The 22,227-nt window shown below is 74.4% G+C and carries 16 protein-coding genes; 8 read left to right on the top strand and 8 right to left on the bottom strand.

All coding sequences use genetic code 11. The features are described from left to right. Positions 1 to 146 precede the first annotated feature (146 nt). The 4 genes from AB0399_RS30175 to AB0399_RS30190 all read right to left on the bottom strand — a co-directional run bounded on the left by AB0399_RS30175 (position 147) and on the right by AB0399_RS30190 (position 5,185). Positions 147 to 1,781 (bottom strand): FAD-dependent monooxygenase, encoded by a 1,635-nt coding sequence (locus AB0399_RS30175; RefSeq protein WP_366413497.1) that lies wholly within the window; start codon positions 1,779 to 1,781, stop codon positions 147 to 149. Between the two features lie 240 nt (positions 1,782 to 2,021). Continuing rightward, positions 2,022 to 2,810: a sugar phosphate isomerase/epimerase family protein gene (locus AB0399_RS30180; RefSeq protein WP_366413498.1), complete on the bottom strand. Its 789-nt coding sequence runs from the start codon at positions 2,808 to 2,810 to the stop codon at positions 2,022 to 2,024. Between the two features lie 210 nt (positions 2,811 to 3,020). Beyond that, a complete protein-coding gene (locus AB0399_RS30185; RefSeq protein ID WP_366413499.1) occupies positions 3,021 to 4,139 on the bottom strand; it encodes an enolase C-terminal domain-like protein in 1,119 nt (372 codons plus the stop codon). 80 nt (positions 4,140 to 4,219) lie between these two features. After that, positions 4,220 to 5,185 carry a hydroxyacid dehydrogenase gene (locus AB0399_RS30190; protein ID WP_366413500.1) on the bottom strand — a complete coding sequence of 322 codons (966 nt, stop codon included), beginning with the start codon at positions 5,183 to 5,185 and terminating at the stop codon, positions 4,220 to 4,222. A gap of 127 nt (positions 5,186 to 5,312) precedes the next feature. On the opposite strand from AB0399_RS30190, the gene AB0399_RS30195 reads away from it, so the two are divergent. Next, entirely contained in the window at positions 5,313 to 6,242 is a 930-nt protein-coding gene (locus AB0399_RS30195) for a LysR family transcriptional regulator (protein WP_366413501.1), read from the top strand. Between the two features lie 95 nt (positions 6,243 to 6,337). On the opposite strand, the gene AB0399_RS30200 is transcribed toward AB0399_RS30195, so the two are convergent. The 4 genes from AB0399_RS30200 to AB0399_RS30215 all read right to left on the bottom strand — a co-directional run bounded on the left by AB0399_RS30200 (position 6,338) and on the right by AB0399_RS30215 (position 11,974). Continuing rightward, complete coding sequence (locus AB0399_RS30200) at positions 6,338 to 7,483, bottom strand: PP2C family protein-serine/threonine phosphatase (RefSeq protein ID WP_366413502.1); 1,146 nt, start codon at positions 7,481 to 7,483, stop codon at positions 6,338 to 6,340. A gap of 339 nt (positions 7,484 to 7,822) precedes the next feature. Further along, positions 7,823 to 8,005 carry a hypothetical protein gene (locus AB0399_RS30205; RefSeq protein WP_366413503.1) on the bottom strand — a complete coding sequence of 61 codons (183 nt, stop codon included), beginning with the start codon at positions 8,003 to 8,005 and terminating at the stop codon, positions 7,823 to 7,825. Between the two features lie 91 nt (positions 8,006 to 8,096). Then, the gene (locus AB0399_RS30210; RefSeq protein WP_329361961.1) at positions 8,097 to 8,282 is read right to left on the bottom strand and encodes a hypothetical protein; all 186 of its coding nucleotides are present in this window, start codon (positions 8,280 to 8,282) and stop codon (positions 8,097 to 8,099) included. A 122-nt stretch (positions 8,283 to 8,404) separates the two neighbouring features. Further along, complete coding sequence (locus tag AB0399_RS30215) at positions 8,405 to 11,974, bottom strand: type 2 lanthipeptide synthetase LanM family protein (RefSeq protein ID WP_366413504.1); 3,570 nt, start codon at positions 11,972 to 11,974, stop codon at positions 8,405 to 8,407. 654 nt (positions 11,975 to 12,628) lie between these two features. Here AB0399_RS30215 and AB0399_RS30220 point away from each other — a divergent pair. The 7 genes from AB0399_RS30220 to AB0399_RS30250 all read left to right on the top strand — a co-directional run bounded on the left by AB0399_RS30220 (position 12,629) and on the right by AB0399_RS30250 (position 22,164). After that, the gene (locus AB0399_RS30220; RefSeq protein WP_366413505.1) at positions 12,629 to 14,977 is read left to right on the top strand and encodes a peptidase domain-containing ABC transporter; all 2,349 of its coding nucleotides are present in this window, start codon (positions 12,629 to 12,631) and stop codon (positions 14,975 to 14,977) included. Next, positions 14,974 to 17,610, top strand: coding sequence for a lanthionine synthetase C family protein (locus AB0399_RS30225; RefSeq protein WP_366413506.1), 2,637 nt, complete (start codon positions 14,974 to 14,976; stop codon positions 17,608 to 17,610). Before AB0399_RS30220 ends, AB0399_RS30225 begins: the two co-directional genes overlap by 4 nt. 25 nt (positions 17,611 to 17,635) lie before the next feature. Further along, positions 17,636 to 17,749, top strand: a complete 114-nt coding sequence (locus tag AB0399_RS30230) for a SapB/AmfS family lanthipeptide (protein ID WP_329361953.1) — start codon at positions 17,636 to 17,638, stop codon at positions 17,747 to 17,749. Positions 17,750 to 17,885: 136 nt separating this feature from the next. After that, the gene (gene lanKC, locus AB0399_RS30235; protein WP_366413507.1) at positions 17,886 to 20,549 is read left to right on the top strand and encodes a class III lanthionine synthetase LanKC; all 2,664 of its coding nucleotides are present in this window, start codon (positions 17,886 to 17,888) and stop codon (positions 20,547 to 20,549) included. After that, positions 20,537 to 20,683, top strand: coding sequence for a hypothetical protein (locus tag AB0399_RS30240; RefSeq protein ID WP_329361949.1), 147 nt, complete (start codon positions 20,537 to 20,539; stop codon positions 20,681 to 20,683). Before lanKC ends, AB0399_RS30240 begins: the two co-directional genes overlap by 13 nt. Before the next feature lie 209 nt (positions 20,684 to 20,892). Next, positions 20,893 to 21,414 (top strand): hypothetical protein, encoded by a 522-nt coding sequence (locus AB0399_RS30245; protein ID WP_329361947.1) that lies wholly within the window; start codon positions 20,893 to 20,895, stop codon positions 21,412 to 21,414. Between the two features lie 183 nt (positions 21,415 to 21,597). Beyond that, the gene (locus tag AB0399_RS30250; protein WP_366413521.1) at positions 21,598 to 22,164 is read left to right on the top strand and encodes a hypothetical protein; all 567 of its coding nucleotides are present in this window, start codon (positions 21,598 to 21,600) and stop codon (positions 22,162 to 22,164) included. Positions 22,165 to 22,227: the final 63 nt, after the last annotated feature.

The raw sequence follows: 22,227 nt of genomic DNA on the forward strand, positions 1-22,227 counted from the left end.
CCCACACGGATCCATCTGCCCTGTCGACGAAGACGGGATCGTCGTTCACCTTGCCCAGGCAGAACCAGTTGTCGCGCTCGAGACCCTCGCGGGCCGGTCCGGGCCACCGCCGGTTGCCGGTGCCGGGGCGCGCACGCAGCCGGAGGTCACCCGATCCAGGGTGCGAGGCCGGCCTGGACGGCGTCCGCGGTGGCCGGGCCGGCCCAGGCGACGTAGCCGTCGGGGCGGACCAGGACGGCATCCGTCGCCGCGCCGCCGTTGCCGTCACCGCCGCCATCGGTGGGAGGGGTGCGACGGGCCACCACCAGGCGGTCCTTGCGGTCGGCGAGGCCCGCCAGCAGGTCGGCCGGGTCGTCGTCGGCCGGGCGGGTGTCCGCGGCGGCGCCGGCTGCCGCGGCTGCGGGAAGGGCCAGGACGAACCGCCCCTCGCGCAGCAGTTCGTAGAGCCGGCCCGCGTCCAGCTCCAGATCCGGGGCGCGCCTGCCGACGTCGCGACCGGCGCCGCGGGGGGCGGGATACGAGTAGCCGATGCCGGTGATCTCGCCGACGGCCTGCCGCGTCACCGGCCGGACGTGGGTGACCACGAGTTTCCGCAGCGTGCGCAGCGCGACCTCCAGCGGATTGTGCGCCATCGCCAGCCGCAGGTTCAGGCCGCTGGTGCGCAGGACGGCCCGGCCGATCGGGTGGCGCTCGCTGTGGTAGCTGTCCAGGAGGGTGTCGTCGCCCCAGCCGCCGAGCACCGCGGCGAGTTTCCAGCCGAGGTTGGCGGCGTCCTGAAGGCCGGTGTTCATGCCCTGGCCGCCGGCCGGCGAGTGCTGGTGGGCGGCGTCCCCCGCGAGGAACACCCGGCCCACCCGGTACCGCGGCACCTGGCGTTCGTCGCTGTGGAACCGGGAGAGCCAGCGCGGGTCGTGCATGCCGTAGTCGCTGCCGAAGGCCCGCTCGATGATCGACCGCAGCTCCTCGAACTCCAGCGGGGAGTCGTCCGGTTGGCCCCGGTGGGCGCGGTCCCAGCCGCCGACCCGCCACCAGCCGTCGCCGAACGGGGCGATGAAGCCGAACGCGTCGCCGGTGCCGTGCACGCGGACCACCAGTTCGGGCTCCTCGGTGAACTTCACGTCGGCGAGCGCGACCGACCGTATGACGACCTTGCCGGGGAAGGGCAGCCCCAACGCCTCGCGCACCGCGCTGCGTACGCCGTCGGCGCCCACGAGGTAGGCGGCGCGCACCGTCGTCTCCCCGCGGGCCCCGCCGGTGCCGGTGTCGCGGCCGGGGTCGGCATCGGCATCGGTGTCGGCATCGGTGTCGGTGTCGGTGTCGCGCACCGAGACGGTCACCCCGTCGGCGTCCTGCGTCAGGCCGTGGACCTCGGTGCCGTAGCGGATCGTGGCGCCCTGCTCCAACGCCCGGCGCAGCAGCAGCTTTTCCACCTCGTACTGCGGGGTGACCAGCAGGAACGGGAACCGCGAGGGCAGTTGGCCGATGTCGAACGGTATGGCGCCGAACAGCCGCAGCTCCCGGATGACCTGTCCGGTGGGGACCAGCTCGTCCGCCAGGCCCCGGGCGTCGAGGAGTTCGAGGGTACGGGCGTGGACGCCGAAGGCCCGGGTGAGGTTGCTGACGCCTTCCGGGCGCCGTTCGAGGACCACCACGTGCACGCCGGCAGCCGCGAGGTCGCCCGCGAGCAGCAGCCCGCTCGGGCCGGCGCCGGCCACCACGACCGTGCGGGAGGGCGGTTCGGCCGCACCCGTGCCGGTGCGGTGCCGAGGTTCCTGGGACATGCGCGACTCGCTTCCTGAAGAGAAGACGGGGCAACGCGTGCCGGCCCGGAGTCGGCGGTGCGGCGGGAGCGCGGCGGGCACCGCGGGCTCCGCGGAACAGGGGGCGCGGGGCCGGCTCGCGACACGTCTCATCCTGCTCCGCGTCTGTGAACCCCGTGCTGCGACGGCATGTCAGCCCCCGGGCTCCGGGTACGGGCCACCACGGGCTGCCGGTCTCGGCGCGGGTCCCTTCGCAGCCGCCTACCGTGCCGCCCGGCGGGCCGCGGCCAAGTCGGTGACCAGGAGCTCCTCGACGGGGACCGAAGGGTCCGAGTACTGGCCCGACAGGCAGACCGGCCCGTGGTAACCGAGCTCGGCCAGTACCTCCAGCGCGGTGGCCCAGTTGGCGAGCCCCTCCTCGCCGGGAACGAACCAGGTGCGCCAGCGGTCGCCGGTGGAGGAGCGGCCGGCTTCCATCGGGGCGTAAATGGCGTTCTTGAGGTTGACGATGCCCAGCCGGTCGGCCGCAAGCGGCAGGGTGACCCTCGGGTCGTCGCCGGCCAGCGCGTCGTGCGCGGCGTCCCAGACCAGCCTGAAGTGCGCGGAGGGCAGGCCGTCGAGGAGGGCCAGCACCCCGAGCGTGGACGAGACGTAGCTCCCGTGGTGAGGCTGCACACCGACCTGCACGGAATACCGCTCGGCGAGCGGCGCCGCCGCTTCGAGCCAGGCGCGTGCGCGGTGTGCGGACGCCGCGTAGCCGTCCGGGCCGAGTGCTGCCATCACCCGGATCATGGGGACTCCCGCGGCGGCGCACGCCGCGAAGAAGGACTCGTCGAGTTCACCGGCGACGCTGATCACTTCGACGCCGTCGTCCTTCAACCGCTGGGTGAGCCTGGGCAGTTCCCGCTCGGCCACGGCGGGCGTCACATACGAGGTGTCCCGCACGGGTACCTCGGCGCCGGCGAAGCCCAGGCCGGCGACGAGGGGTCCGAGCCGGTCGCCGGGGAGTTCGGACCAGGGTTTGGTGAAGACGGACCACAGGAATGTCATGGTTCAGCGGCCTCCGAGTCCGCTCATGGTGATGCTCGTCGTGGGAGGGACCTGCGCCGTCGCCGGCCCGGAAGGCGGCCCTGTTCGGCCCGGACGGCGGTCCCGTTCGGCCGGGACGGCGGCCCTGTTCGGCCCGGACGGCGGTCCCGTTCGGCCGGGACGGCGGCCCTGTTCGGCCCGGACGGCGGTCCGGGCCGGGTCACCCGCGGCTCAGGCTTTCGCTTCGGCGCGGATGCGCTCCTCGTCGACCTCCACGCCGAGCCCGGGCGTGGTGGGCACGGTCGCTGTGGCCGCGGTGACGGACAGCCCTTCGACGTAGAGGTCGGCGAGCAGTTCCGGGCCGTTCAGCTCGGCCGGCAGGGCCAGCTCCAGCTGGCTGAACAGGTGCAGCGCCGCGGCGAACCCGATGCCGCAGTCGGTCAGACCGCTGCCGAGCACTTCGAGCCCGTTGGCCGCGGCGAGTTGCGCGGTCTTGAGGGCGTTGCGGATGCCGCCGGACTTGCAGATCTTGACCACCACCAGATCCGCGGCATCCAGGCGCAGGCACCTGGCCAGGTCCCGTGCGGTGAAGCACCCCTCGTCGATGGCGACCGGCAGAGCGGTCATCTGCCGCAGCCGCCGCATGCCGAGCGTGTCCGTGCTCGGCACGGGCTGCTCCACGCAGTGCAGGGTCGAGATGTCCCGGAGCCGGTCCAGGAGACGCAGCAGCGCGGTGGGACGGTAGGACTGGTTGGCATCCAGCCAGATCGGCTTGTCGCCGGCCACGCCCGCCACGGCCGTGACCGCCGCGGCGTCGGCGACGGGGTCGCCGGCGATCTTCACCTTGTACGCGCCGTAGGCGCGGGATTCCTGGGCGTGGGAGCGGACGGCGGCGGGTTCACCGACTCCGATGGCCGAGCAGAGCGGTATCTCGTCCCGCACCTTGCCCCCCAGCAGCGCGTGGACCGGTTGGCCGGCCAGTTTGCCCGCGGCGTCGTGCAGGGCGATGTCCACCGCGGCCCGCGCGAAGGGGAAGCCGTTGGACACCGACGGGCTGAGCCGGCGTGCGGCCCGGGCGTGGAACAACTCCACGTCGAAGGGCGTGAGTTCCAGCAGGATGGGGGTCAGCTCGCGCTCGATCACCGAGCGGATCGTCTCCGCCGTCTCGTAGCTCCAGCTCGGCAGGGCTCGCTGCTCGCCCCAGCCGCTGACGCCGTCCTCGGTCGTCAGTTTCACGAAGACGACCGAACCCGCCTGGCCGGTGCCGCCGACGGCTCCGCTGCCGAGCACGAAGGGGCGGGCGAAGGGGACGGCGACGGTGAAGACGTCAACCGCGGTGATTCGGGACATGGAGGTCGAACCTTTCGCATCGGGTGCCGGGCACGCGGATGTGCGGACGCGGTACGGTCCGGCGGCCGGCCGGGGACGACTCAGGCCGCGGTGGACCACGCCGCCGGGTCGACCCAGGACGGACCGCGGGCGCCGCTTTCCCACCACGCGGCGACATCGGCCATGACGTAGCCGGTCAGCGCGAGGTGGCCCTCCACCGTGTCGCCCGCGACGTGCGGGGTGAGCAGGAGGTTCGGGCAGCTCAGCGTGTCCGCGTCGAGCACCGGGGGCTCCGCGTCGTAGACATCGAGGGCGGCCAGCAGCCGGCCCGCGCGGGCCTGCTCGATCAGCGCGGACTGGTCGACGGCCGGGCCCCGGGAGGAGTTGACGACGATCGCGCCGTCGGGCATGGCTTCGATGAGCGTGCGGCTCACCATTCCCTCGGTCGCGGGCAGGTTCGGCACGTGGACGGAGACGACGGGACAACTCAGCGCCTCTTCGAGCGAGGTCGTGCGCACGCCGAGCCGCCGGGCCCGCTCCTCGTCGAGGTAGGGGTCGTACACCGCGATGTCGCACTGGAAGGGCGCCAGCAGGGTGATCAAGGCCCGGGCCGTCGAACTGGCGCCCAGGATGCCCACCCGGCGGTGGGCGAGTTCATGGCCCCGCAGCCGAGGCTGTGTCCAGCCGCCGGCCCGCACCGCGGCGTCCAGCTGCGGAAGCCGCCGGGCGAGGGTGAGCATGGCCCCGAGGCAGTATTCGCCCACCGACCACGCGATCCGGCTCGCCGCCGAGAAGACGGCGACGCCCTGGTCGAGGACCTCCCGGTCGAGGAGCTTCTTCACGGTGCCGGCCGCGTGGGCCACCACGCGCGGGCCGTCCGCGCCGGCCCAGATCGACCGGTCCAGGTGGGGCGTACCCCAACCCGTCAGCAGCACGTCGCTGCCGACGGCGAGCCGGGCGACCTCGGCACCGCTCATCCGCGCGCCGCCCCAGACCACTTCGTAGCTCCCCTCGATCTCGCGGCGGAGCTCCTGCCCGCACACGTCGTCAACGCGCTGCGGTGTCATGGCTACGGCCAGTTTCAGCAACCTGAACTCCTGGATGTGGGATGCCTCGTGCTACCGGGCACGAGCCTAGGAAGGCCCACTCATGCGTGTCCAAGGCCGATTTCGCATCGCCCGATACCGTGACGGTATGAACTACTCACTTCAGCAGCTCCGCGGCTTCGTCGCGGTGGCGGAGGAGCAGCACTTCGGCCGCGCCGCGGTTCGCCTCAACATGACCCAGCCGCCGCTGACCCGGCAGATACAGGCCCTCGAACGCACCCTGGGAGTCACCCTGTTCGAGCGCGGCGGCCGGGGCACGCGGCTGACGGCCGCCGGGGCGGTCTTCCTCGACCACTGCCGCCGGGTGCTCGCCCTGCTGGAGGCGGCGCCGGCCGCGACGCGGCGCGCCGCCGACGGGAGCGGCGGCACCCTCCGCCTGGCCTTCACCTCGATCGGCGCCTATGCCGTACTGGCCGACATGCTGAAGCTGGCGGACGCCCATCTTCCCGACGCGGCGGTCGAACTCACCGAACTCGCCAGCCCCGACCAGTTCACCGCCCTGTCGGAACTGCGCATCGACATGGGACTGGTACGCCCACCGATCCCGGAGCAGTACGAGTCGGTCCTGGTGCACACGGAGGACCTGGTGCTCGCGGTCCCCGCCGGCCACCCGCTCGCCGCGGCGGGACCGGTCCTCCTGGCCGACGTCACGCACGAGTACATCGGCTACAGCCCCGAGGGCTCCCGCTACCTCCACGACGTCTGCGCCGCGCTGATCGGCGTCGACCGTTATGCCGTCAGCCAGTTGACCTCACAGGTGCCGACCATGCTGGCGCTCGTGAGGGCGGGCCTCGGCTGCGCCCTGGTGCCGCGCTCGATCATGGCGATGGGCGTACACGGCGTCCGCTACCGCGACCTCGCCCCGGCCGACGCCCACTCCGTCACCTTGCACGCCTGCTGGAGCCCGGACAGCCCCAATCCCGTGCTGCGCCGCCTGGCCGACGTCCTGCGCGCCTCCGGCTCCGGCCTGCCGGCCCTGCCCGACGCGCGCGGCAGCGAGCGGACCGCGAGCGCGTAGCTGCCAGGACCGGGCAGCCGCACCCGGGCGATGCCGACCCGGGCGGCGGCGAGCAGTTCCCCGGCGTCGCCGAAGCGGGCCCGCGCCCTGCCCGGCTACAGCGCCCGGTGCGGGGAGCGGCGCACGGCGAGGACCGCGAGGTCGTCCTGCTGTACCCCCGCGGCGAAGGAGCGCGCGTCGTCGACGAGCGAGCTGGTGAGCCGATCGGCGGTGATGTCGGTGCGCCCGCTGAGGCGCGCCTCCAGCGGGTAGAAGGCGCCGTCGGGCGAACGGGCCTCGGTCAGACCGTCGGTGCACAGCAGCAGCGTCGCCCCGGCGGGGAAGGCGAACCAGGCCACCGTGCGCGGCTCGTCGACCAGCTTCGCCAGACCGAGCGGCACATGCTCCGTTCCCACGCCGACGGCGGTGACGTCGCCGGCGTGCAGCAGATACGGCGGGATGTGGCCGCACGAGACGACCTGGGTGTCGACGGCCCCGTCCACCCCCAGGACGAGCGCGGTGACGAACCGTTCCGGCTCGCCGCGCCCGAGCGCGTCGTCGTTGTGGCGGACCACCGCCCCTTCGAGGGCGTCGACGAGCGAGGTCACCGTCGGCTCGCGGTGCGCGGCCTCGCGGAAGGCGCCCACCACGTCGATGGCCATGCCGATGGCGGGCAGCCCCTTCCCCTGGACGTCCCCGATCAGCACCCGGGTGCCCCAAGGGGTGGCGGCCACGTCGTAGATGTCGCCCCCGACGAGCTTGTCCTGCTGCAGCGGCTCGTACACGCCGTCCACGAGGACGTCGTCGGTGAGCATGGGCAGCGGCCGCAGGATCTGCCGCTGCATCGCGGCCGCGGTCGACCGCAGCCGTACCAGTTCCGCCTCGCGGCTGATCCGCGCGCGGGAGGCGTAGACGGCCAGCGCGCCGAACGCGACGGCGAACAGCGAGAGGACCACCCGGTCGACGATCCGCCCCGTGGGTTGCAGGGCCACCGGGACGATGACGATGGCGCAGACCCAGGTGGAGACCATTGCGGTCTGGCGCGGGCTGCACCGCGCGGCGGCGAACGCCGGCAGGAACACCAGGAGGCCGAGAACGAGTACCGCGGTACCGGTCAGCAGGACGAGGGCGACCGCCACCGCCGTCGACACCACCGTCGTCAGTACGACATTGCGGGTGGGCGGGGTGCCGATGGGGAAGTCCTCGTCGCTGTCCGTCAGTCCTCGTGTCGAGGGCGGCGCTGCGCGGAGCAGACGGGACATGCGCGGTTCCTCCAGCGGCGATCGCGGCGAGCCGGTGGCGAGTCCCGCACCCGGCAGCAGACAGACCGCCCCGATCATTCCCTCCCGCCGACCGCCCGTCGGAAGGCTGGCCGCGACCGCGCCGAAATGGGCCCGTACGGGTGGCGGCACCGCTGTCCGGGTGGCGGGTACGCGCGCGGGCCGGCGCCATACCGCCGGGTCACCGGCCGCGTCATGCGCGCGCCCGCAGGCGTCCCGGACCCGCCCGCCTGCCGGGGGCGCGTCCGTGACACCTGCGGGACGGGGCCTATGCCGCGGGAGCCGCACCCCGGGGGATGCGGCCCACGCGAGCAGCGGTGGTCAGACCGTGCAGCCGGCGCACAGCGTCGTGTCGCAGCAGCTGAACGACCACTCCCAGCTCTGGGCGATCATGCCGCCGTGTGCGACGTCGGCGATGTCGATGGAGCTGACGGGGCTGGAGTCGGGCGTCCCGGTGGGGGTGTATTCCTTCCAGGAGCGCACGACGTCGTTGGCCATGTCCATGTGTCGACCCTTTCTGAGGCGGGCCACGCCGCGGGAGCCGCACCGTTGCGGTGCGGCCCCCGGCCGGCGGTGGTGATCCCGGCAGCGGTGATCAGTGGATGGAGCAGTCGGAGCAGAGCGTCGTGTCGCAGCAGCTGAACGACCACTGCCAGCTCTGGGCGATCATGCCGCCGTGTGCGACGTCGGCGATGTCGATGGAGCTGACGGGGCTGGAGTCGGGCGTCCCGGTGGGGGTGTATTCCTTCCAGGAGCGCACGACGTCGTTGGCCAAGTCCATGTGTCGACCCTTTCGTTCGATTCTCTGGTGGTGCCGGATGTGGTGCCGCAACATCGCCGGGAACTCCCGGCGGATGCGCGCTTGCCGAGCCGCGGGCCCAGGACGGGGACCGTCCGCGGATCTCAAACCGGTGGAGGAGGCGCCAACAGCAGGACGGGGGCCACCTGTTCGGGCGCGGCGATCCGCAGCAGCCCGTGGCCGATCCCGGCCAGACCGGTCATCAGCCCTGGCGTCGCGATGCCGCCCGGCGTTCCGCAGACCGGCCCGTCCCGCTCGATCTGCGCCACCGCGGCCGACGCCTCCCGGGACCAGGCGAGCTGAACCGCGGTGTGGTGTGCGCCATCCGCGCCGCCCGCGCCGCCCGCGCCGTCCGCGCCGTCCGCGCTGACCGACGCCCCCAACGTCCTTGCCGTGGAGAGCAGTTCGAGGTTCCCCAACGCGCCATGGCACAGGCTGTGGTTGCGGTGCCGGCCGAACCGGGCGCTGCTGTCCAGCGCCCGCCGCAGGTCCGCGAGGTTCGCCACGAAGCCGGGTGCCTCGGGGACCCGCGAGTACGCGTGCAGGACCGCGGCCCTGGCCAGGCCGACACCGGGCGCCCCGTGGCACCAGGAGTGCTGGCTGCTCGGCTCCGCCTTGCGGTGATCCGGCCAGTTGCCCGACCGCGCGTCGTACGCGCCGCGTTCGTAGCCGAACGCGCGCAGGCCCGTGGCGCGCGCACCCCCGTCACCGGTCCGCGCGGCGTACGACAGCAGGGCCCAGCCGGCGCCCGCGGCACCGTGGGAGAAACCGAGCAGCGGGCGGTGCGCCGTCCCCGGCCACCCGACACCGTCGCCGGCCGGCACCGCGCCGGCGACGAGCGCCTCGGCGCAGCGTTCGGCCAGCCGGTGCGCGGCCGGCCGGTACGCCGCCCATCCGTGATCGGCCGACAGGGCCTCGGCGACCGCGAGGCACCCCGCGGTGCCACTGATGACGTCGTGGGCGACGTCCTGCGACACGCGCTCCCGGGCCAGTTCGAGCAGCGGCGCGACAAGAGCGCGCGCGGACGCGTCGCCGAGCAGCGCGGAAGAGCAGGCGAGCGCGTACGCCACCCCGCTCATGCCGGTGAACGCCCCCACGATCGCCTCGGCTTCGTGCGCACCGCCGGCGTCGAGCACCTCCGCCGCGTAACCCGCGACCGGGCCGAGTGCTCCCCGGGCGAGGTCGGCGTGGCGGGGCTCGCCCGTGACGTGGGCGAGCTGCGCCAGGAACAGGGCGATGCCCGCGTAGCCGTTGTACAGATCGACGCCCAGCGGCCGCACCGACCAGCGCGACTCCTGCCACAGGTCGAGCCCGAGCCAGCCGAGCCGACCCCCGCTCGCGTACGCCGACGCTTCGAGGCGGTCCGCGACGGACCGCGCGGCGGCCAACGCCCGCTCGGACAGGTCCGGTGGCAGGAGGCCCTGCTCGGGCAGGGCCCGGCCGGACCCGGCGGCGTCGCCCGACGGTCCGGGCTCGGCGCCGCTCGTACGCGTGGCCAGGTGCGCCGAGACGATCCACCGCTGGTCGTCCAGGTCGCGCCCGCCCATCCCGGCCAGGGTGCGCCCGACCAGGGCCGCGCCGGATTCCGGCAGCAGGTCCGCGAGGACCGCGCCGCCGGCCGTGCGCACGTCACGGGAATCGGCGCGGGCGGTGAACAGCGGGACGTCGCCCGCCCACAGATCGGCCACCTCGTGCCGGACCAGCCGGGCGCGGGCCGGATCGGCCGCCGCCCTGGCCCACAGCACGCCGAACACCTGGTCCCGGTCGAGCGCGTCGCGCAGCACGTCCGGGTGCGTGGTCTCGGCGAGCAGCGTGGCGTACTCGTGGGTGGGCCGCGGGATGACACGCGCGAGGTCGCCCGCGAAGGGGGCCAACGGCCCGTCCGGCGCGAGCGGTTCGCCGGACGAGGCGGGCCCCTCGCGCGACGCGCGTGCCTCACGCGTCGGCAACGGCCTTCCTGGGTACAGCAGTTCGCCGCGTCCCGCGGCGATCGCCGCGTATCCCTCGCGGTAACCGTCCAGCAGCGGGCCCGCGTACCGCACCGCGTCCAGGTCCGCGCCGTCCAGCTTGGGCCGGTTGTGGACGCTGCCGAGGACGGGCTGGACCCGGTCCAGGCGCATCGCGTCGGTGCCCGCCCCGGTCCAGTCCACCACCCGGTACGGCAGCGCCGCGTCCTCGTCGCCCCCCATGCCGCCCGCGTCGAACGCCTGCCCGTCGGCGCCGACCACGACGGAGGGCAGCAGGCCGACCCGGCCCACCGACTCGCGGTACGCCGTCACCGCCGGGTCGCCGTCCAGGGTCGCGCTGCCGTAGGAGCGGGGCAGGTCGGCGCAGAACAGCGATTCGAGGTCGATCGGGACGGGCTGGTCGCCGACGGCGATCAGGTTCTCGAAGTGGAAGTCGACGCCGCCCAGGCTGTGCAGGAGCGCGAGCAGCGCGCCCTGGCGGTGGAAGTAGCGGGTCGCGGCGGCACCGTCCGCGCAGGGCGCCGGCGCGACGAACTCGACCCAGCCGTGCTCCCCGCGGTCGACGACGGTCAGGGTCCGCAGCCGGGACGGGCCCGGCAGCCGCCTGTTGTACCAGTCGATCACGTCGTTGAAGTGGCGGTGCATGCTCAGCGGCCGGGGCTTGTAGACCGCCCGGGCGCCCGAGGCGAAGGTGGCGACGCCCACCGAACGGCCGCCACTGTGCGTGTCGCCCTTGGCCAGTTCGACGCGGGCGAGGGGGCCCGGGTCGGCGCCGCCGAACAGCCGGCGCACCAGCTCCGGCCGGTCCTGGACGAGCCGCTGGAGGAACTCCGCGTGGACGGCGGCCACTTGCCCGGCCGTGGCGATCATCAGACGGGCCAGCACGGCGTACTCGTCGAGCAGTTCGGCGAGCGGCGCGGGGCGGCGGAAGTGCCGGACGAAGGACCAGAAGCGCTCCTCGGGCGCGTCGCCGTCGAGCCGGCCGGTGACGCGCAGGACGTTCAGTTCGAGCACGAGCACCCGGCTGGCGAGGCGTACGAGACGGCGGGTGACCTCGCCGCGCGCGGCGTCCCTGACCGCCGCGCGGTCCGCGGCGCTTGACGGGCCGATGTTGTCGGTCGCGGCGTCGAACCGGCGCAGCGACTCGTGCACGAACGGCTCGACGACGAGGGCGAAGCCGCGCTGCCAGCCGCCGAGTTGGCCTGTTTCCTGTTGGCCTGCTCCGTGTTGGCTTCCGCCGTGTCGGGTTCCGCCGTGTCGGCTTCCGTCGGGGGCCGGAGGGCCGGCCGGTGCCTTCGCGCCGTGGTCTCCCGTCACCGACGCCGCCACCCGTTCGACGTCCAGGGCCCACGCGGGCTTGGCCACGCGCTGCGCGAGGCGCTCGGGCGGTTCGGCCAGCAGTGTCCTGAGCTGCCGGGGCGTACCGCCGTACTCGCCCGTCTGGCGGTCGAGCGCGTCCGCGGCGAGGTCGGCGAAGGCGTCGCGCCAGCGCCGCAGCCGGATGTCGGCCACGGCCGCGGCGTCGTCGCTCTCGGCGTCCCCGTCCTCGGCCGGACCCGCGTCGTCGGCCTCCGGCCACCCGGTGGCGGAGCGCTCGTCGAGGCGGAGCGCCCGGACCCACCAGGCCCCGGTCAGGGCCGGCCGGCCGCGACGCTCCCAGGGCATGGCGAGCGGGCGGGCAGCGGTCGGCCGGGTCTTCGACGCCATGGGGGCCTCCCTCGTCGCGATCGGGTAGCTGCCATGAGTCGACCGCGGCTGCCGTCGCACCGCATGCGCGTTCACCACCCACATTCGCGCGTGCGCGCCGGGGCGCGGTCCGGCCGCCGCCGGTCGCGGCCGTCAAGTGCGCCGGGCGGGGCGGAACTTGGGTGCTCAGCACGCATGTCCGTGCCGCGGGCCGCTGCGATCGTCGATCTCGGTCGCGCCGGTCCGGCGCCGGTCCGGTGCCGGTCCGGTACCCGGCCGGAACCGACGTGCCGCGCCGCGACCCACCCGCACGAACGGACGTCGCCGGGTTCACGCGACGAGGGAGGAGGGCCTGGTGACGACAGTCGACGAGAACGGGCGGAAGCTCCTCGCCCCCGCCCGCCCGGCACCGACCGCCGGCCGGTCGAGCGGTGGTCTGCCGAGTCGTGCCCTGCCGAGCGGTGCCCTGCCGGTTCGTCGAAGGCCGCCGGTCGCTGGACGGCCACTGGTCCTCGAACGGCCGCCGGTTCTCGAACGGCCTCTGGCGACAGGGCAGTTGACGGTGCCGGCCCGGGTCGGCACCGCTCCGCGGCCCGCCGACGCGCGGTACGGGGCGCCGCTCCTTCGCGCCGCGCCGGAAAGCGTCACGTCCGCCCTTCCCCTGGAGGAACAGCCATGAGCCTCCCCCCGTTCGCGCGTCGCCTCCTTCCGGCCCGGCGGGTCCCGCTGCGCGTCCAGCTGACCAGGACCGAGTGCGGCGCCGCGTGCCTGGCGATGGTGCTCAGCTTCCACGGCCGGCAGACGTCGGTGCCCGAGAGCCGCGCCCGCCTGGAGATGGGGCGCGACGGGGTCTCCGCCGGCGAGATCGCGCGCGCCGCCGAGACGTTCGGGCTGCGGGTGACGGTGGACACCTCCGACGACGCGTGGGCGCGACCGCAGAGCGGGCCGACGATCGCGTACCTGTCCCGCCACCACTTCGTCGTGGTGGCGAAGGTGTCGCGCTCGCACGTCTGGATCGCCGACCCCGGCGCCGGGCGGCGCCGGCTGCCCCGCGCCGAGTTCGCCGAGGGCTACGGCGGGGTGCTGCTCCGCTTCGTACCGGGCCCGGACTTCGCCCACCGCCGGTCGGCGGTCCGGGACCTGCCGATGGTGCGCTACCTGCGGCAGTTCGTCGCCATGCCGGGCGGGCGGCGCCGGCTCGCGCTCGCCGCGCTGCTCGCCGCCGGCCTGCAGGGGCTGGGGCTGGCCGCGCCTATGGCGACCAGGGCCATCGTGGACTCGGTCATCCCCGGCCACCGCGTGGGCTCGCTCGGCTTCTTCCTCGTGGCCGCGGTGGGCGTCGCGGTGCTCTGCGGGGTGCTCGCCGCGGCCCGCGGCCTGGCGATGCTTGCCCTGCGGGTGCGCGGGGACCAGCGGCTGAGCCGGGAGTTCGTGACGCATCTGTTCGCCCTGCCGCTCGGCTTCTTCGGCGACCGGGGGCGGGGCGACCTGCTGATGCGCCTGGCGAGCGTGTCGTCGACCCGGGAGGCGCTGACCCAGCAACTGCTCACCACCGTCCTCGACGGCTGCCTGCTCTCCGGGTACGTCATCGGCCTGCTGGTGACCGCGCCGCTGTTCGCCGTGGCCGTGGTCCCGCTGTTCGTGCTCCAACTCGCCGTCGTCACGGGCAGCTACCGCAAGACGCGGATTCTCGCGCAGCGCGAGCTGGCGGCCAAGACCGAGGAGCAGGGCTACCTCGTGGAGGCCCTCGAAGCGATCAGCGCGCTGAAGGCCAACGGCGTGGAGCGGCGCGCCACCGCCCGCTGGGAGCGGCTGTTCACGACGTACCAGACGGCCAGCGCGCACCGCGGCCGATGGACCGCCTGGCTGACCGGCGCCCAGAAGGGCCTGAGCATGTTCGGGCCGCTGGCGCTGCTCTGGCTGGGGGCGTGGCTGGTGCTCACCCACCGGATGAGCGTCGGCACCATGCTCGCCGACAACGCGATCGCGCTGTCCGTCCTCAGCCCCATCGAGACGTTCGCCAACTCCGGCCAGATGTACCAGGGCATCAGGGCGCAGGTCGAGCGGGTCTTCGACGTCCTGGACGCCCCGCGCGAGCGGTCCGGCACCGTCCGGCTGCCCGCGGCGGCGTCCTCGGCCATCTCCCTGAGCGACGTCGCGTTCCGCTACCCGGGAGGCCGCCGCCCGACGCTGGAGGACATCACCTTCACCGTCGCCGCCGGGCGGAAGACGGCGATCGTCGGCCGGACCGGCTCGGGCAAGAGCACGCTCGGCGGGCTGCTGCTCGGCCTGCACCTGCCCGAGCGCGGCGAGATCCGGCACGACGGTGTCGCGCTGGCCGACCTGGACCTGCCGGACCTGCGCGCGCACTGCGGCGCCGTCCTGCAGGACCTGACCCTGTTCGACGGTTCGATCCGGGACAACCTGGTGCTCAGCAGACCGGACGCCGGACTCGACGAGATCGTCAGGGCGGCGCGGCTGGCCGGGCTGCACGACGACGTCGCCGCCCTGCCGATGGGCTACGACACGGCGGTGGGCGAGGGCGGCACCGGGCTGTCGGCGGGCCAGCGCCAGCGGGTCGCGCTCGCCCGCGCGCTGATCCACCGGCCGCGGCTGCTGCTGCTCGACGAGGCGACCAGCCACCTCGACCCCGAGACCGAGCGCCGGGTCGACGCGGCGCTCAGCGAACTGTCCATCACCCGCGTCGTCATCTCGCACCGGATCAACGCGGTCCGCAACGCCGACCAGATCATCGCGCTGGAGCGCGGCCGGATCGTCCAGCGCGGCGACCACCGCCGGCTGATCGCGCAACCGGGCGTCTACCGGGATCTGTTCGGCCACGACGAGGCGGCCGGCGCGGACCCCGGCCCGCACCCTGACCTTGCGGTGCCCGCGGGCGGTGCGGCCCCCGACCTGGCGGTGCCCGCTGCTGGTACGGCCCTCGACTTGGCCGCGCCCGCTGCTGGTGCGGCCCCCGATCTGGCGGCGCCCGCCGCCGACCGCCGCGTGGAGGTCACCTCATGAGCGTCGACGTGTTCACCTTCGCCGATCCCGACTTCTACCTGCCGCCGTCCGCGGTCGCGGACCGAGCGCCCCACCTGCGGCCGGGGACCGTACCGCCGGACTGGACCGCCGCCAGGACCGGGTGGTGGACCCAGTGGACGCCCGACGGCGGGCGGCGGTTCGAGGCGAGCGACCTGCGCGTCCACGCCTCCGCGCACCCCGAACAGCTCCAGCCCGTGCTGGACGCCTTCGCCGCGGCCTGCTTCGCGCGCGGCATCCCCTTCCGGCACGTCGCGAACCGTAGCGTCCACCGCCATCTGAACCACCCGCGCGGCTCGCGGGCGCAGGCGGGCAGGTTCTGCGTCGCCGCCCCCGCCGACGCGGCCGCCTCGGAGGACCTGCTGCGGGCGCTGCGCACGGCGGCGGTCTTCGAGGCCGGGCCGGGCGGGGCGGCCGAGGCGCAGTACCAGGGCCCGTTGTTCGTACGGTCCGGCCGTGTCCCCTCCCCGGCCGCGTCCGCGATCCGCCCGGACGGCACGCGGGCCACCGAGGACTACCTGATGGACGGCCCCGCGCCCACCCCCGTGCCGCCCGAGGGCTTCGAGGTACGGCGGCTCAAGGCGGCCTCCACCGCCGGATACTCCTACACGGCGCGCAACGTGCTCGACGGCTCCGAGATCTTCGTCAAGCAGGCGTTCCCGCACGCCGGGCCGACCGAGAACGGGGGCACGGCGACCGATCGGCTGCGTGCGGAGTGGCGGGCCCTGACCCTGATCCACAAGGAGGCGCCCGGCCTGTGCCCGCGCCCGCTGGTCTTCGTCGCGGGGCGTCAATACCCTTACCTGCTGGCCGAGTTGGTGGAGGGCGTGCCGCTGACCTCCTGGGTGGTCGCGAACAGCCCGCTGGCCGACCCGGCCGCGTCGGCGGCCGACTGGGCGCGCTACCACCGGCGGGCCGCGGACCTGATGGCCCGGATCGAGCGCGACCTGCACCGCCTGTGGCTCCTCGGCCGGCCGGTGGACCGCGTCCAGGCGCGCGACGTCCTCGTCGACGGTGACGACGGCATCCGGTTGACCGGCGGTTTCGTCGGCGCGGGCATCGGCAGCGGCCCGGACGCCGATAGCGATAGCGATAGCGACGCCGGTTCCGGTTCCGGTTCCGGTACCGGTACCGGTTCCGCCCGACGGGGGAGCACGGACGGTCCGGCCGCGACCGCCGCCCGCCTGGGGCTGCTCCTGCTGACGCCGCTGGCGCCCTCGGCCGAGCGGAACCCGGGCGCCTTGGCGCACCTCCTGCGCGACCTCACCGAACGCGGCCCGGTGCCGCCGGAGCTGTGGCGCCGGGCGACCCGCTCGGCCGGATCGTCCGTGACCGCGGCGGCCACCGCCGCGCTCCCCACCCCCGAACAGGTCGACGCCGACGAGCGCAAGGCCCTCACCGAACTGCGCGACCGCGTCGCGGCGGGCATCGTGGACGCGGCGGCCGACCGTCCCTGGGGCGTCTTCCCCACCGTCCCGCAGGGCTACGAGACCAACACGCTCGGCGTGGCCTACGGCACCGCCGGCGTGGTGCACGCCCTGCGCAGGTCCGGGGTGGACGTCCCCGACCGGATCACCCGGCGGCTGCGCGAGGACGCGCTGGCGCAGGCCGACTCCCTTCCGCCCGGGCTCTGTTCGGGCCTGGCCGGCATCGCCTGGGTGCTGGCCGACCTCGGGTACCTCGACGAGGCGGGCGCCCTGCTCGGCGCGGCGGACCGCCATCCGCTGACCCGCGACTCGGCCACCCTCGCGTGGGGCGCCGCGGGCGTCGCCATGGCGCACCTGGCCCTGTACGGGCACAGCCGCGACGAGCACCACCTCGACCGGGCCCTGGAGTTGACCAGCCTGCCCGAGCGGCCGGCCGCGCTGAGCGCACGGCTCGGCCCGCACGACATGACCGGCCTGTGCTACGGACGCACCGGGATCGCCCACGCGCTCCAGCAGGTGGCGGCCGTCACCGGCGAGGACCGCCTGCGGCGTGACGGCGTCCGGCTGCTGCACGCGGAACTCGACCGGGCCCGGGAGTCGGGGACCGGCGAACTCGTCTTCCCGGTCTCCGCGAAGGACCGCAGGGGCATGTACTACCTGCACTGCGGCACCGCCGGCTTCCTCACCGTGGCCGCCCGCCACCTGGCCGCCGCACCGGACGAGCGGCTGGCGCTGGCCGTACCGAAGCTCGTGGCGAAGTCGTCGATCACGTACGTGGCGCACGCCGGGCTCTTCCAGGGGCTGGCGGGACTGGGGTTCGCCCTGGCCGAGTGCGGCCGGCTGCTCGACGACGAGCGGGCGCGGGCCGCCTCGTGGAAGTCGGCGCGCACCCTGTTCGCCCACGCGCGGCCCAGCGGCGACGGCGTCCGCTTCCTCGGGGACCTGCGGCTGCGCCACAGCTGCGAGTTGTGGAGCGGCGCGTCCGGTGTCCTGCTCTTCCTCTCGCACCTGCTCGACCAGCGCCCCGACCCGCTCTTCAGCGTCGACTCCCTCGCGCGCGGCGCCGGTTCACCGTCCCCCGCCCGCCGCGCCGGCCGCCCGGCCCCCGCCGCCCGCCGCGCCGTCACGCCGGCCCCGGCGCGCACCCCCCAGATGTCCGCCCGTCACCCGACGGCGCGGAGACCGTGAAGACCCGACAGATCAGGAGAGACCCATGAGCCAGGTGCTGGACCTCCAGGAGATGGAAATCCCGGCCCCCGACCAGCAGCAGGAGGTAGAGGGCAGCTACTTCATCTGCAGCGACGCCAGCTGGTTCCTCTGCGCGTGAGGCACTGCGCGTGAGGCACTGCCGGGGCGGCGCGTCCGTGACACGCGTCGCCCCGGCCCCCCCGCGGGGCGGCCGGCCGCCCGGCCCCCGCGGGGCGGCCCCCTGCTCACCCACGTCCGGGAAACGCGAGGCAGCGATGATCGAACAGACCTATGCGATGGCCGACCCCGACTACTACCGGCCCGTCGAGACGCTCGCGGACCGCGGCCGGGAGTACGCCCCGTCGAAGGTCCCGGACGGCTGGCAGTCCTTCGACCACTACCTGTGGCGGTCCTGGGGGCGCAAGGGCCGGCCGATGCCCGACCAGGGCTGGAAGGTGCACGTCTCGGCCCGCGCCGACCGGATCGCCGACGTCCTCGACGTGGTCGCCGACGAGTGCTTCGCGCGCGGCATCCCCTTCAAGCACGTCGCGGCGACGCGTTTCGTGCTGCTGCTCCAGCACAAGCACGCCTCCCGCACGCAGAGCGGCAAACTCGTGGTCGCCTACCCGGCCGACGAACGGGCCGCCCGGACGCTGATGAGCGCGCTCGCCACGCGACTGGAGTCCGAGCAGGGGCAGTTCATCCTCACCGACCGCCGCTTCGGCGACTCCCAGGTGGTCCACTACCGCTACGGCTCCTTCACGCCCCGGCGCCGGCTCCAGCCGGACGGCACCGGCACGCCGGTGCTGCGGGACGGTCGCGGCCGGATCGTCACCGACCGCCGCGAGCCGAGGTTCCACCTGCCCGAGGGGATCACCGACCCGTTCGCGCCGGACAGCGCGCCCGACGACACGGGGACCGACTTCCACGGCTTCGCCTTCGACCACGCCGTCCGGCACAGCAACGGCGGCGGGACCTACGCCGGCCGCGAACTCGCCACCGGCCGGAAGGTCTTCATCAAGGAGGCCCGCGACCACACCGGGCTCTCCTGGGACGGCCTGACCGCCGTCGAGCGCACCCGCCGCGAGTGGGACACCCTGCGGGCGCTGCACGACGCGCACCCCGGGATCTGCCCCGAGCCGATCGCGTACTTCCGCGAGTGGGAACACGAGTTCCTGGTCACCGAGTTCATCGAGGGCATGACGCTCAACTCCTGGGTGGTCGCCCGCAGCCCGGTGACCCAGGTGGAGGCGCGGCGGCCGGACTTCGACCGGTACACCGCCGACTGCCAGGCGGTCGTCGCGTCGCTCGCGGAGCAGGTGCAGGTCCTGCACGCGCTGGGGTACCTCTTCGGCGACGTCAGCCCCGGCAACGTCCTGGTCGGCGACGGCGACCAGCCGCGCCTGGTGGACTTCGAGGCGGCGCGCGGGCTGCGGGACAAGGGCGTCTCGGTGGCCACCGACGGATACGCGCCCCCCGCCCACCTGGTGCGGGACGACCCGGCGGTCCAGGACGACTACGGCATCTCGGCGCTGGTCCGGCTGATGCTCGGCCCGACCTTCGCCACGGCCGACCGCTACCCCCGCTCGCTGGAGCACCTGCGGGCCGACCTCCAGGACCGGATGACCGTGCCCCCGGCGCTGTGGGAGCGCGCGGTCCGCTACCACCCGGCCGACGGCCCGGAACTGCTGCCGGGCCCGCGGGAGGTGGCGGCCGACCCGGTACGCCACCTCCGCGACCTGCGCGACAAGGTCGTGGAAGCCCTGACCTCGATGGCCGACCCGGACCGCGCGGACACCCTCTTCCCGACCATCCCCGACGGGTACGCCAGCAACACCGTGTGCGTCGCCTACGGTTCCGCGGGCGTCCTGCACGCGCTGCGGCACAGCGGCGTCACCGTGCACGAGGACCTCGTCGCACGCTTCCGCCGCGACGCGCTGGCCACCGCCGGCAGCCTGCCGCCGGGGCTGCACGTCGGGCTGGCCGGCGTCGCCTGGGTGCTGGCCGACCACGGGTACCTCGACGAGGCGCGCGACCTGCTCGCCGCCGCGACCGAGCACCCGCTGACCGCCCGGCGGGCCGGCTTCGCCGAAGGCGCGGCCGGGGTGGCGATGACCCACCTGTCGCTCTTCGAGCACACCGGCGACCATCGGCACGTCGACACCGCCGAGCGCCTGCTGTCCGCACTGCCGGCGGACGGGGAACTGGCCGGACTGCTGGCGCCCGACGACCCGACCGGATGGCTGCACGGCAGGTGCGGCATCGCCTGGGCGCTCCACCCGCTCGCCGCGGTCACCGGGGACACCGGCCATCTCGACCGCGGGGTGCGGCTGCTGCACCACGAGTTGGACCGGGCGATGCCCGCCGGCTCGGCGTCGCCGCACTTCCCGCTCTCCGCCACCGACCGCCGGTCGATGCCGTACCTGTTCAGCGGCACCGCCGGAATCCTGCGCGCGGTCTGCCGCTACACCACCGTCTGCGACGACGAGCGCCTCGCCGCCGTCGAGAGCGACCTCCTGCCGCGGCTGCGCACCACCTACACGGTCATGCCGGGCCTGTACCAGGGCCTGGCCGGGCTGGGCTTCGCGCTCGCCGACCACGCGGCCGTCAGCGGCGACGAGGCGTCCGCCCGCTCCGCGCTGCGCACCGCCCGGGCCCTGTTCAAGTACGCCGTCCCCGGCGCCACCGGCGTCCGGTTCCACGGCGAGAAGCTCAAGCGGTTCAGCGCGGACCTGTGGAGCGGCGGCGCGGGCGTCCTGCTCTTCCTCGACCAGGTGCTCGGCGCGGGCCAGGACCGGCTGTTCAGCCTCGACCGGCTGAGCGCGCGCCACTGCGCGGCCGCTACGGCACCGGCCGCCACCGACGCCCGCGCCGCCGACGGCACGGGACACCACCGACCCGACCCCTCCCACGGAAAGAGCGGACCATGGACCAAGTGATCGCCTTGCAGAGCCTCCCCGACGCACCCCGGCACGACCCCGCCCCCGAGAACGGGGAGATCGCGATCTCCGAGCTGAGCTTCGCGATCTGCGGACCGTTCCCCAGCGAGTTCAGCCTCAGCGTCTGCATCTGAGCCCGCGCCCGCGCCCGGGCCCGCGCCCCCATCGCGGGCCCGGTCGGACGGCCGGCGGACCCTGTGCGGCACCGGAGGCTCGGCCACTTGGCGGGTGGACCCCGTTCGCGTGAATCGCGGGGCCGGATCGCTTGAGGATCGGCGGGGGAGCGTAATTCTCCTGGGAACGCAACCCCCGGACGTTCGTCCGCCGACCGGAAGGCGCCCCCGTGCGTATTCTCCGTCCCGCCACGGGCGCTGCCGCGCTCGTGCTCGCCGCCTGCACCACGCTCACCGCCACGTCGGCGGCCCACGCCACCGCGGTCGACCTGGCCTGCACGAGCACCATCGCCCCGCAGTACACCCCCGGGCTGACCCTCACCCCCGCGGCCGTCACCCTGAACGGGCCCGGCACCCTGGACAACTGCGTCGGGAAGCCGGGAGTGACCTCCGGGACCATCGCCGCCCAGGGCTCCAGCGACTCCTTCTCCTGCACCGCCGGGAGCCTGAAGGTCGAGGGCGACATCAGCTGGAACGACAAGACCACCTCGCACTTCACCTTCACGGCGCTGCGCGTGCTCCAGACCAACGGCTCCCTGGTCAGCGTGAACAGCGGCACCATCACCTCGGGCCCCTTCACCGGGGACACCATCACCGCCTCCTACACCCTCAGCAACCTCCCCTCCGCCTGCGCGCTCCCGGGCGGGGTGACCACCGCGACCGGCACCGGCGTGTACACGCTGTCGAACTGACCCCCGAGGTAATTCCGACAGCCACGGGACTTTTGACGCCGCGGATGTTGACGCTGTCGGCGACAGTTGAGGGGCCGCCGGCGGCGGGCCGCGGGAGGGGCGGTTCGGCAGGCATCGAGGGCTGATCCGGAAGCATGGGTCCGGCGAGGGTGTGCCGCCGTGGTGGCTGCGGTTGCGGCGTACGTGTCGTACGAGCACCAGCGGGCGTTCGCCCTGCGTGGCGGGGCGGATCGGATGGGCGCGTCGCTGTCGCCGTTGTCGCTCGACAGCCTGCTGGTGCTGGCTACTATCGGACCACTGAAACCTTCTGCTCAGTGCGGTCGGCGAGCACGGCTCGCGGTTCGAGCGTCCTTGTGCGTTGGGTCGTACGCCGACGGGTGCGGACCTCGACCGTGCCGCTGGCACCGACAACTACAGCCGGGCGGTCCTGGCCCAGTGACGCCGCACCGGCCGCGTCCCGAATGGCCCCGAGCCGGGGCGCAGGCACACCGGCTGACGGGGGGAGAGCGCCTGTGTTCCCCCGCTTCCGCGAAACCGTCCAACCTTGTGCATGGCGGAACACCCCCGCGCTGGCGGGGCGGACGCACGATGCGCATGATCGAACGCGAGCTGAGCCGGAACACCCCCGCGCTGGCGGGGCGGACACTTGCTGACCTGGGGCTCAGACGGGGCTTTGCAATTGCTTTGCTCTGCTGCTGGGCTGTGGTGCGGTCATGGCAGCACGCTACAACGCTGAGCGGTCGCGGGTAGGCGTTGTCTCGGGTCCGGCGAGGATCGGCTGTTGCAAAAACGCGCGGGTTTGCCGTGGTTGGC

Source organism: Streptomyces sp. NPDC088194, from assembly GCF_040702025.1.
Lineage (GTDB): Bacteria > Actinomycetota > Actinomycetes > Streptomycetales > Streptomycetaceae > Actinacidiphila.

Excerpts from the sequence above, each read along its gene's own strand:
- AB0399_RS30175 (WP_366413497.1), bottom strand. The coding sequence starts at position 1,781 with ATGTCCCAGGAACCTCGGCACCGCACCGGCACGGGTGCGGCCGAACCG.
- AB0399_RS30180 (WP_366413498.1), bottom strand. The coding sequence starts at position 2,810 with ATGACATTCCTGTGGTCCGTCTTCACCAAACCCTGGTCCGAACTCCCC.
- AB0399_RS30185 (WP_366413499.1), bottom strand. The coding sequence starts at position 4,139 with ATGTCCCGAATCACCGCGGTTGACGTCTTCACCGTCGCCGTCCCCTTC.
- AB0399_RS30190 (WP_366413500.1), bottom strand. The coding sequence starts at position 5,185 with ATGACACCGCAGCGCGTTGACGACGTGTGCGGGCAGGAGCTCCGCCGC.
- AB0399_RS30195 (WP_366413501.1), top strand. The coding sequence starts at position 5,313 with ATGAACTACTCACTTCAGCAGCTCCGCGGCTTCGTCGCGGTGGCGGAG.
- AB0399_RS30200 (WP_366413502.1), bottom strand. The coding sequence starts at position 7,483 with ATGTCCCGTCTGCTCCGCGCAGCGCCGCCCTCGACACGAGGACTGACG.
- AB0399_RS30205 (WP_366413503.1), bottom strand. The coding sequence starts at position 8,005 with ATGGACATGGCCAACGACGTCGTGCGCTCCTGGAAGGAATACACCCCC.
- AB0399_RS30210 (WP_329361961.1), bottom strand. The coding sequence starts at position 8,282 with ATGGACTTGGCCAACGACGTCGTGCGCTCCTGGAAGGAATACACCCCC.
- AB0399_RS30215 (WP_366413504.1), bottom strand. The coding sequence starts at position 11,974 with ATGGCGTCGAAGACCCGGCCGACCGCTGCCCGCCCGCTCGCCATGCCC.
- AB0399_RS30220 (WP_366413505.1), top strand. The coding sequence starts at position 12,629 with ATGAGCCTCCCCCCGTTCGCGCGTCGCCTCCTTCCGGCCCGGCGGGTC.
- AB0399_RS30225 (WP_366413506.1), top strand. The coding sequence starts at position 14,974 with ATGAGCGTCGACGTGTTCACCTTCGCCGATCCCGACTTCTACCTGCCG.
- AB0399_RS30230 (WP_329361953.1), top strand. The coding sequence starts at position 17,636 with ATGAGCCAGGTGCTGGACCTCCAGGAGATGGAAATCCCGGCCCCCGAC.
- lanKC (WP_366413507.1), top strand. The coding sequence starts at position 17,886 with ATGATCGAACAGACCTATGCGATGGCCGACCCCGACTACTACCGGCCC.
- AB0399_RS30240 (WP_329361949.1), top strand. The coding sequence starts at position 20,537 with ATGGACCAAGTGATCGCCTTGCAGAGCCTCCCCGACGCACCCCGGCAC.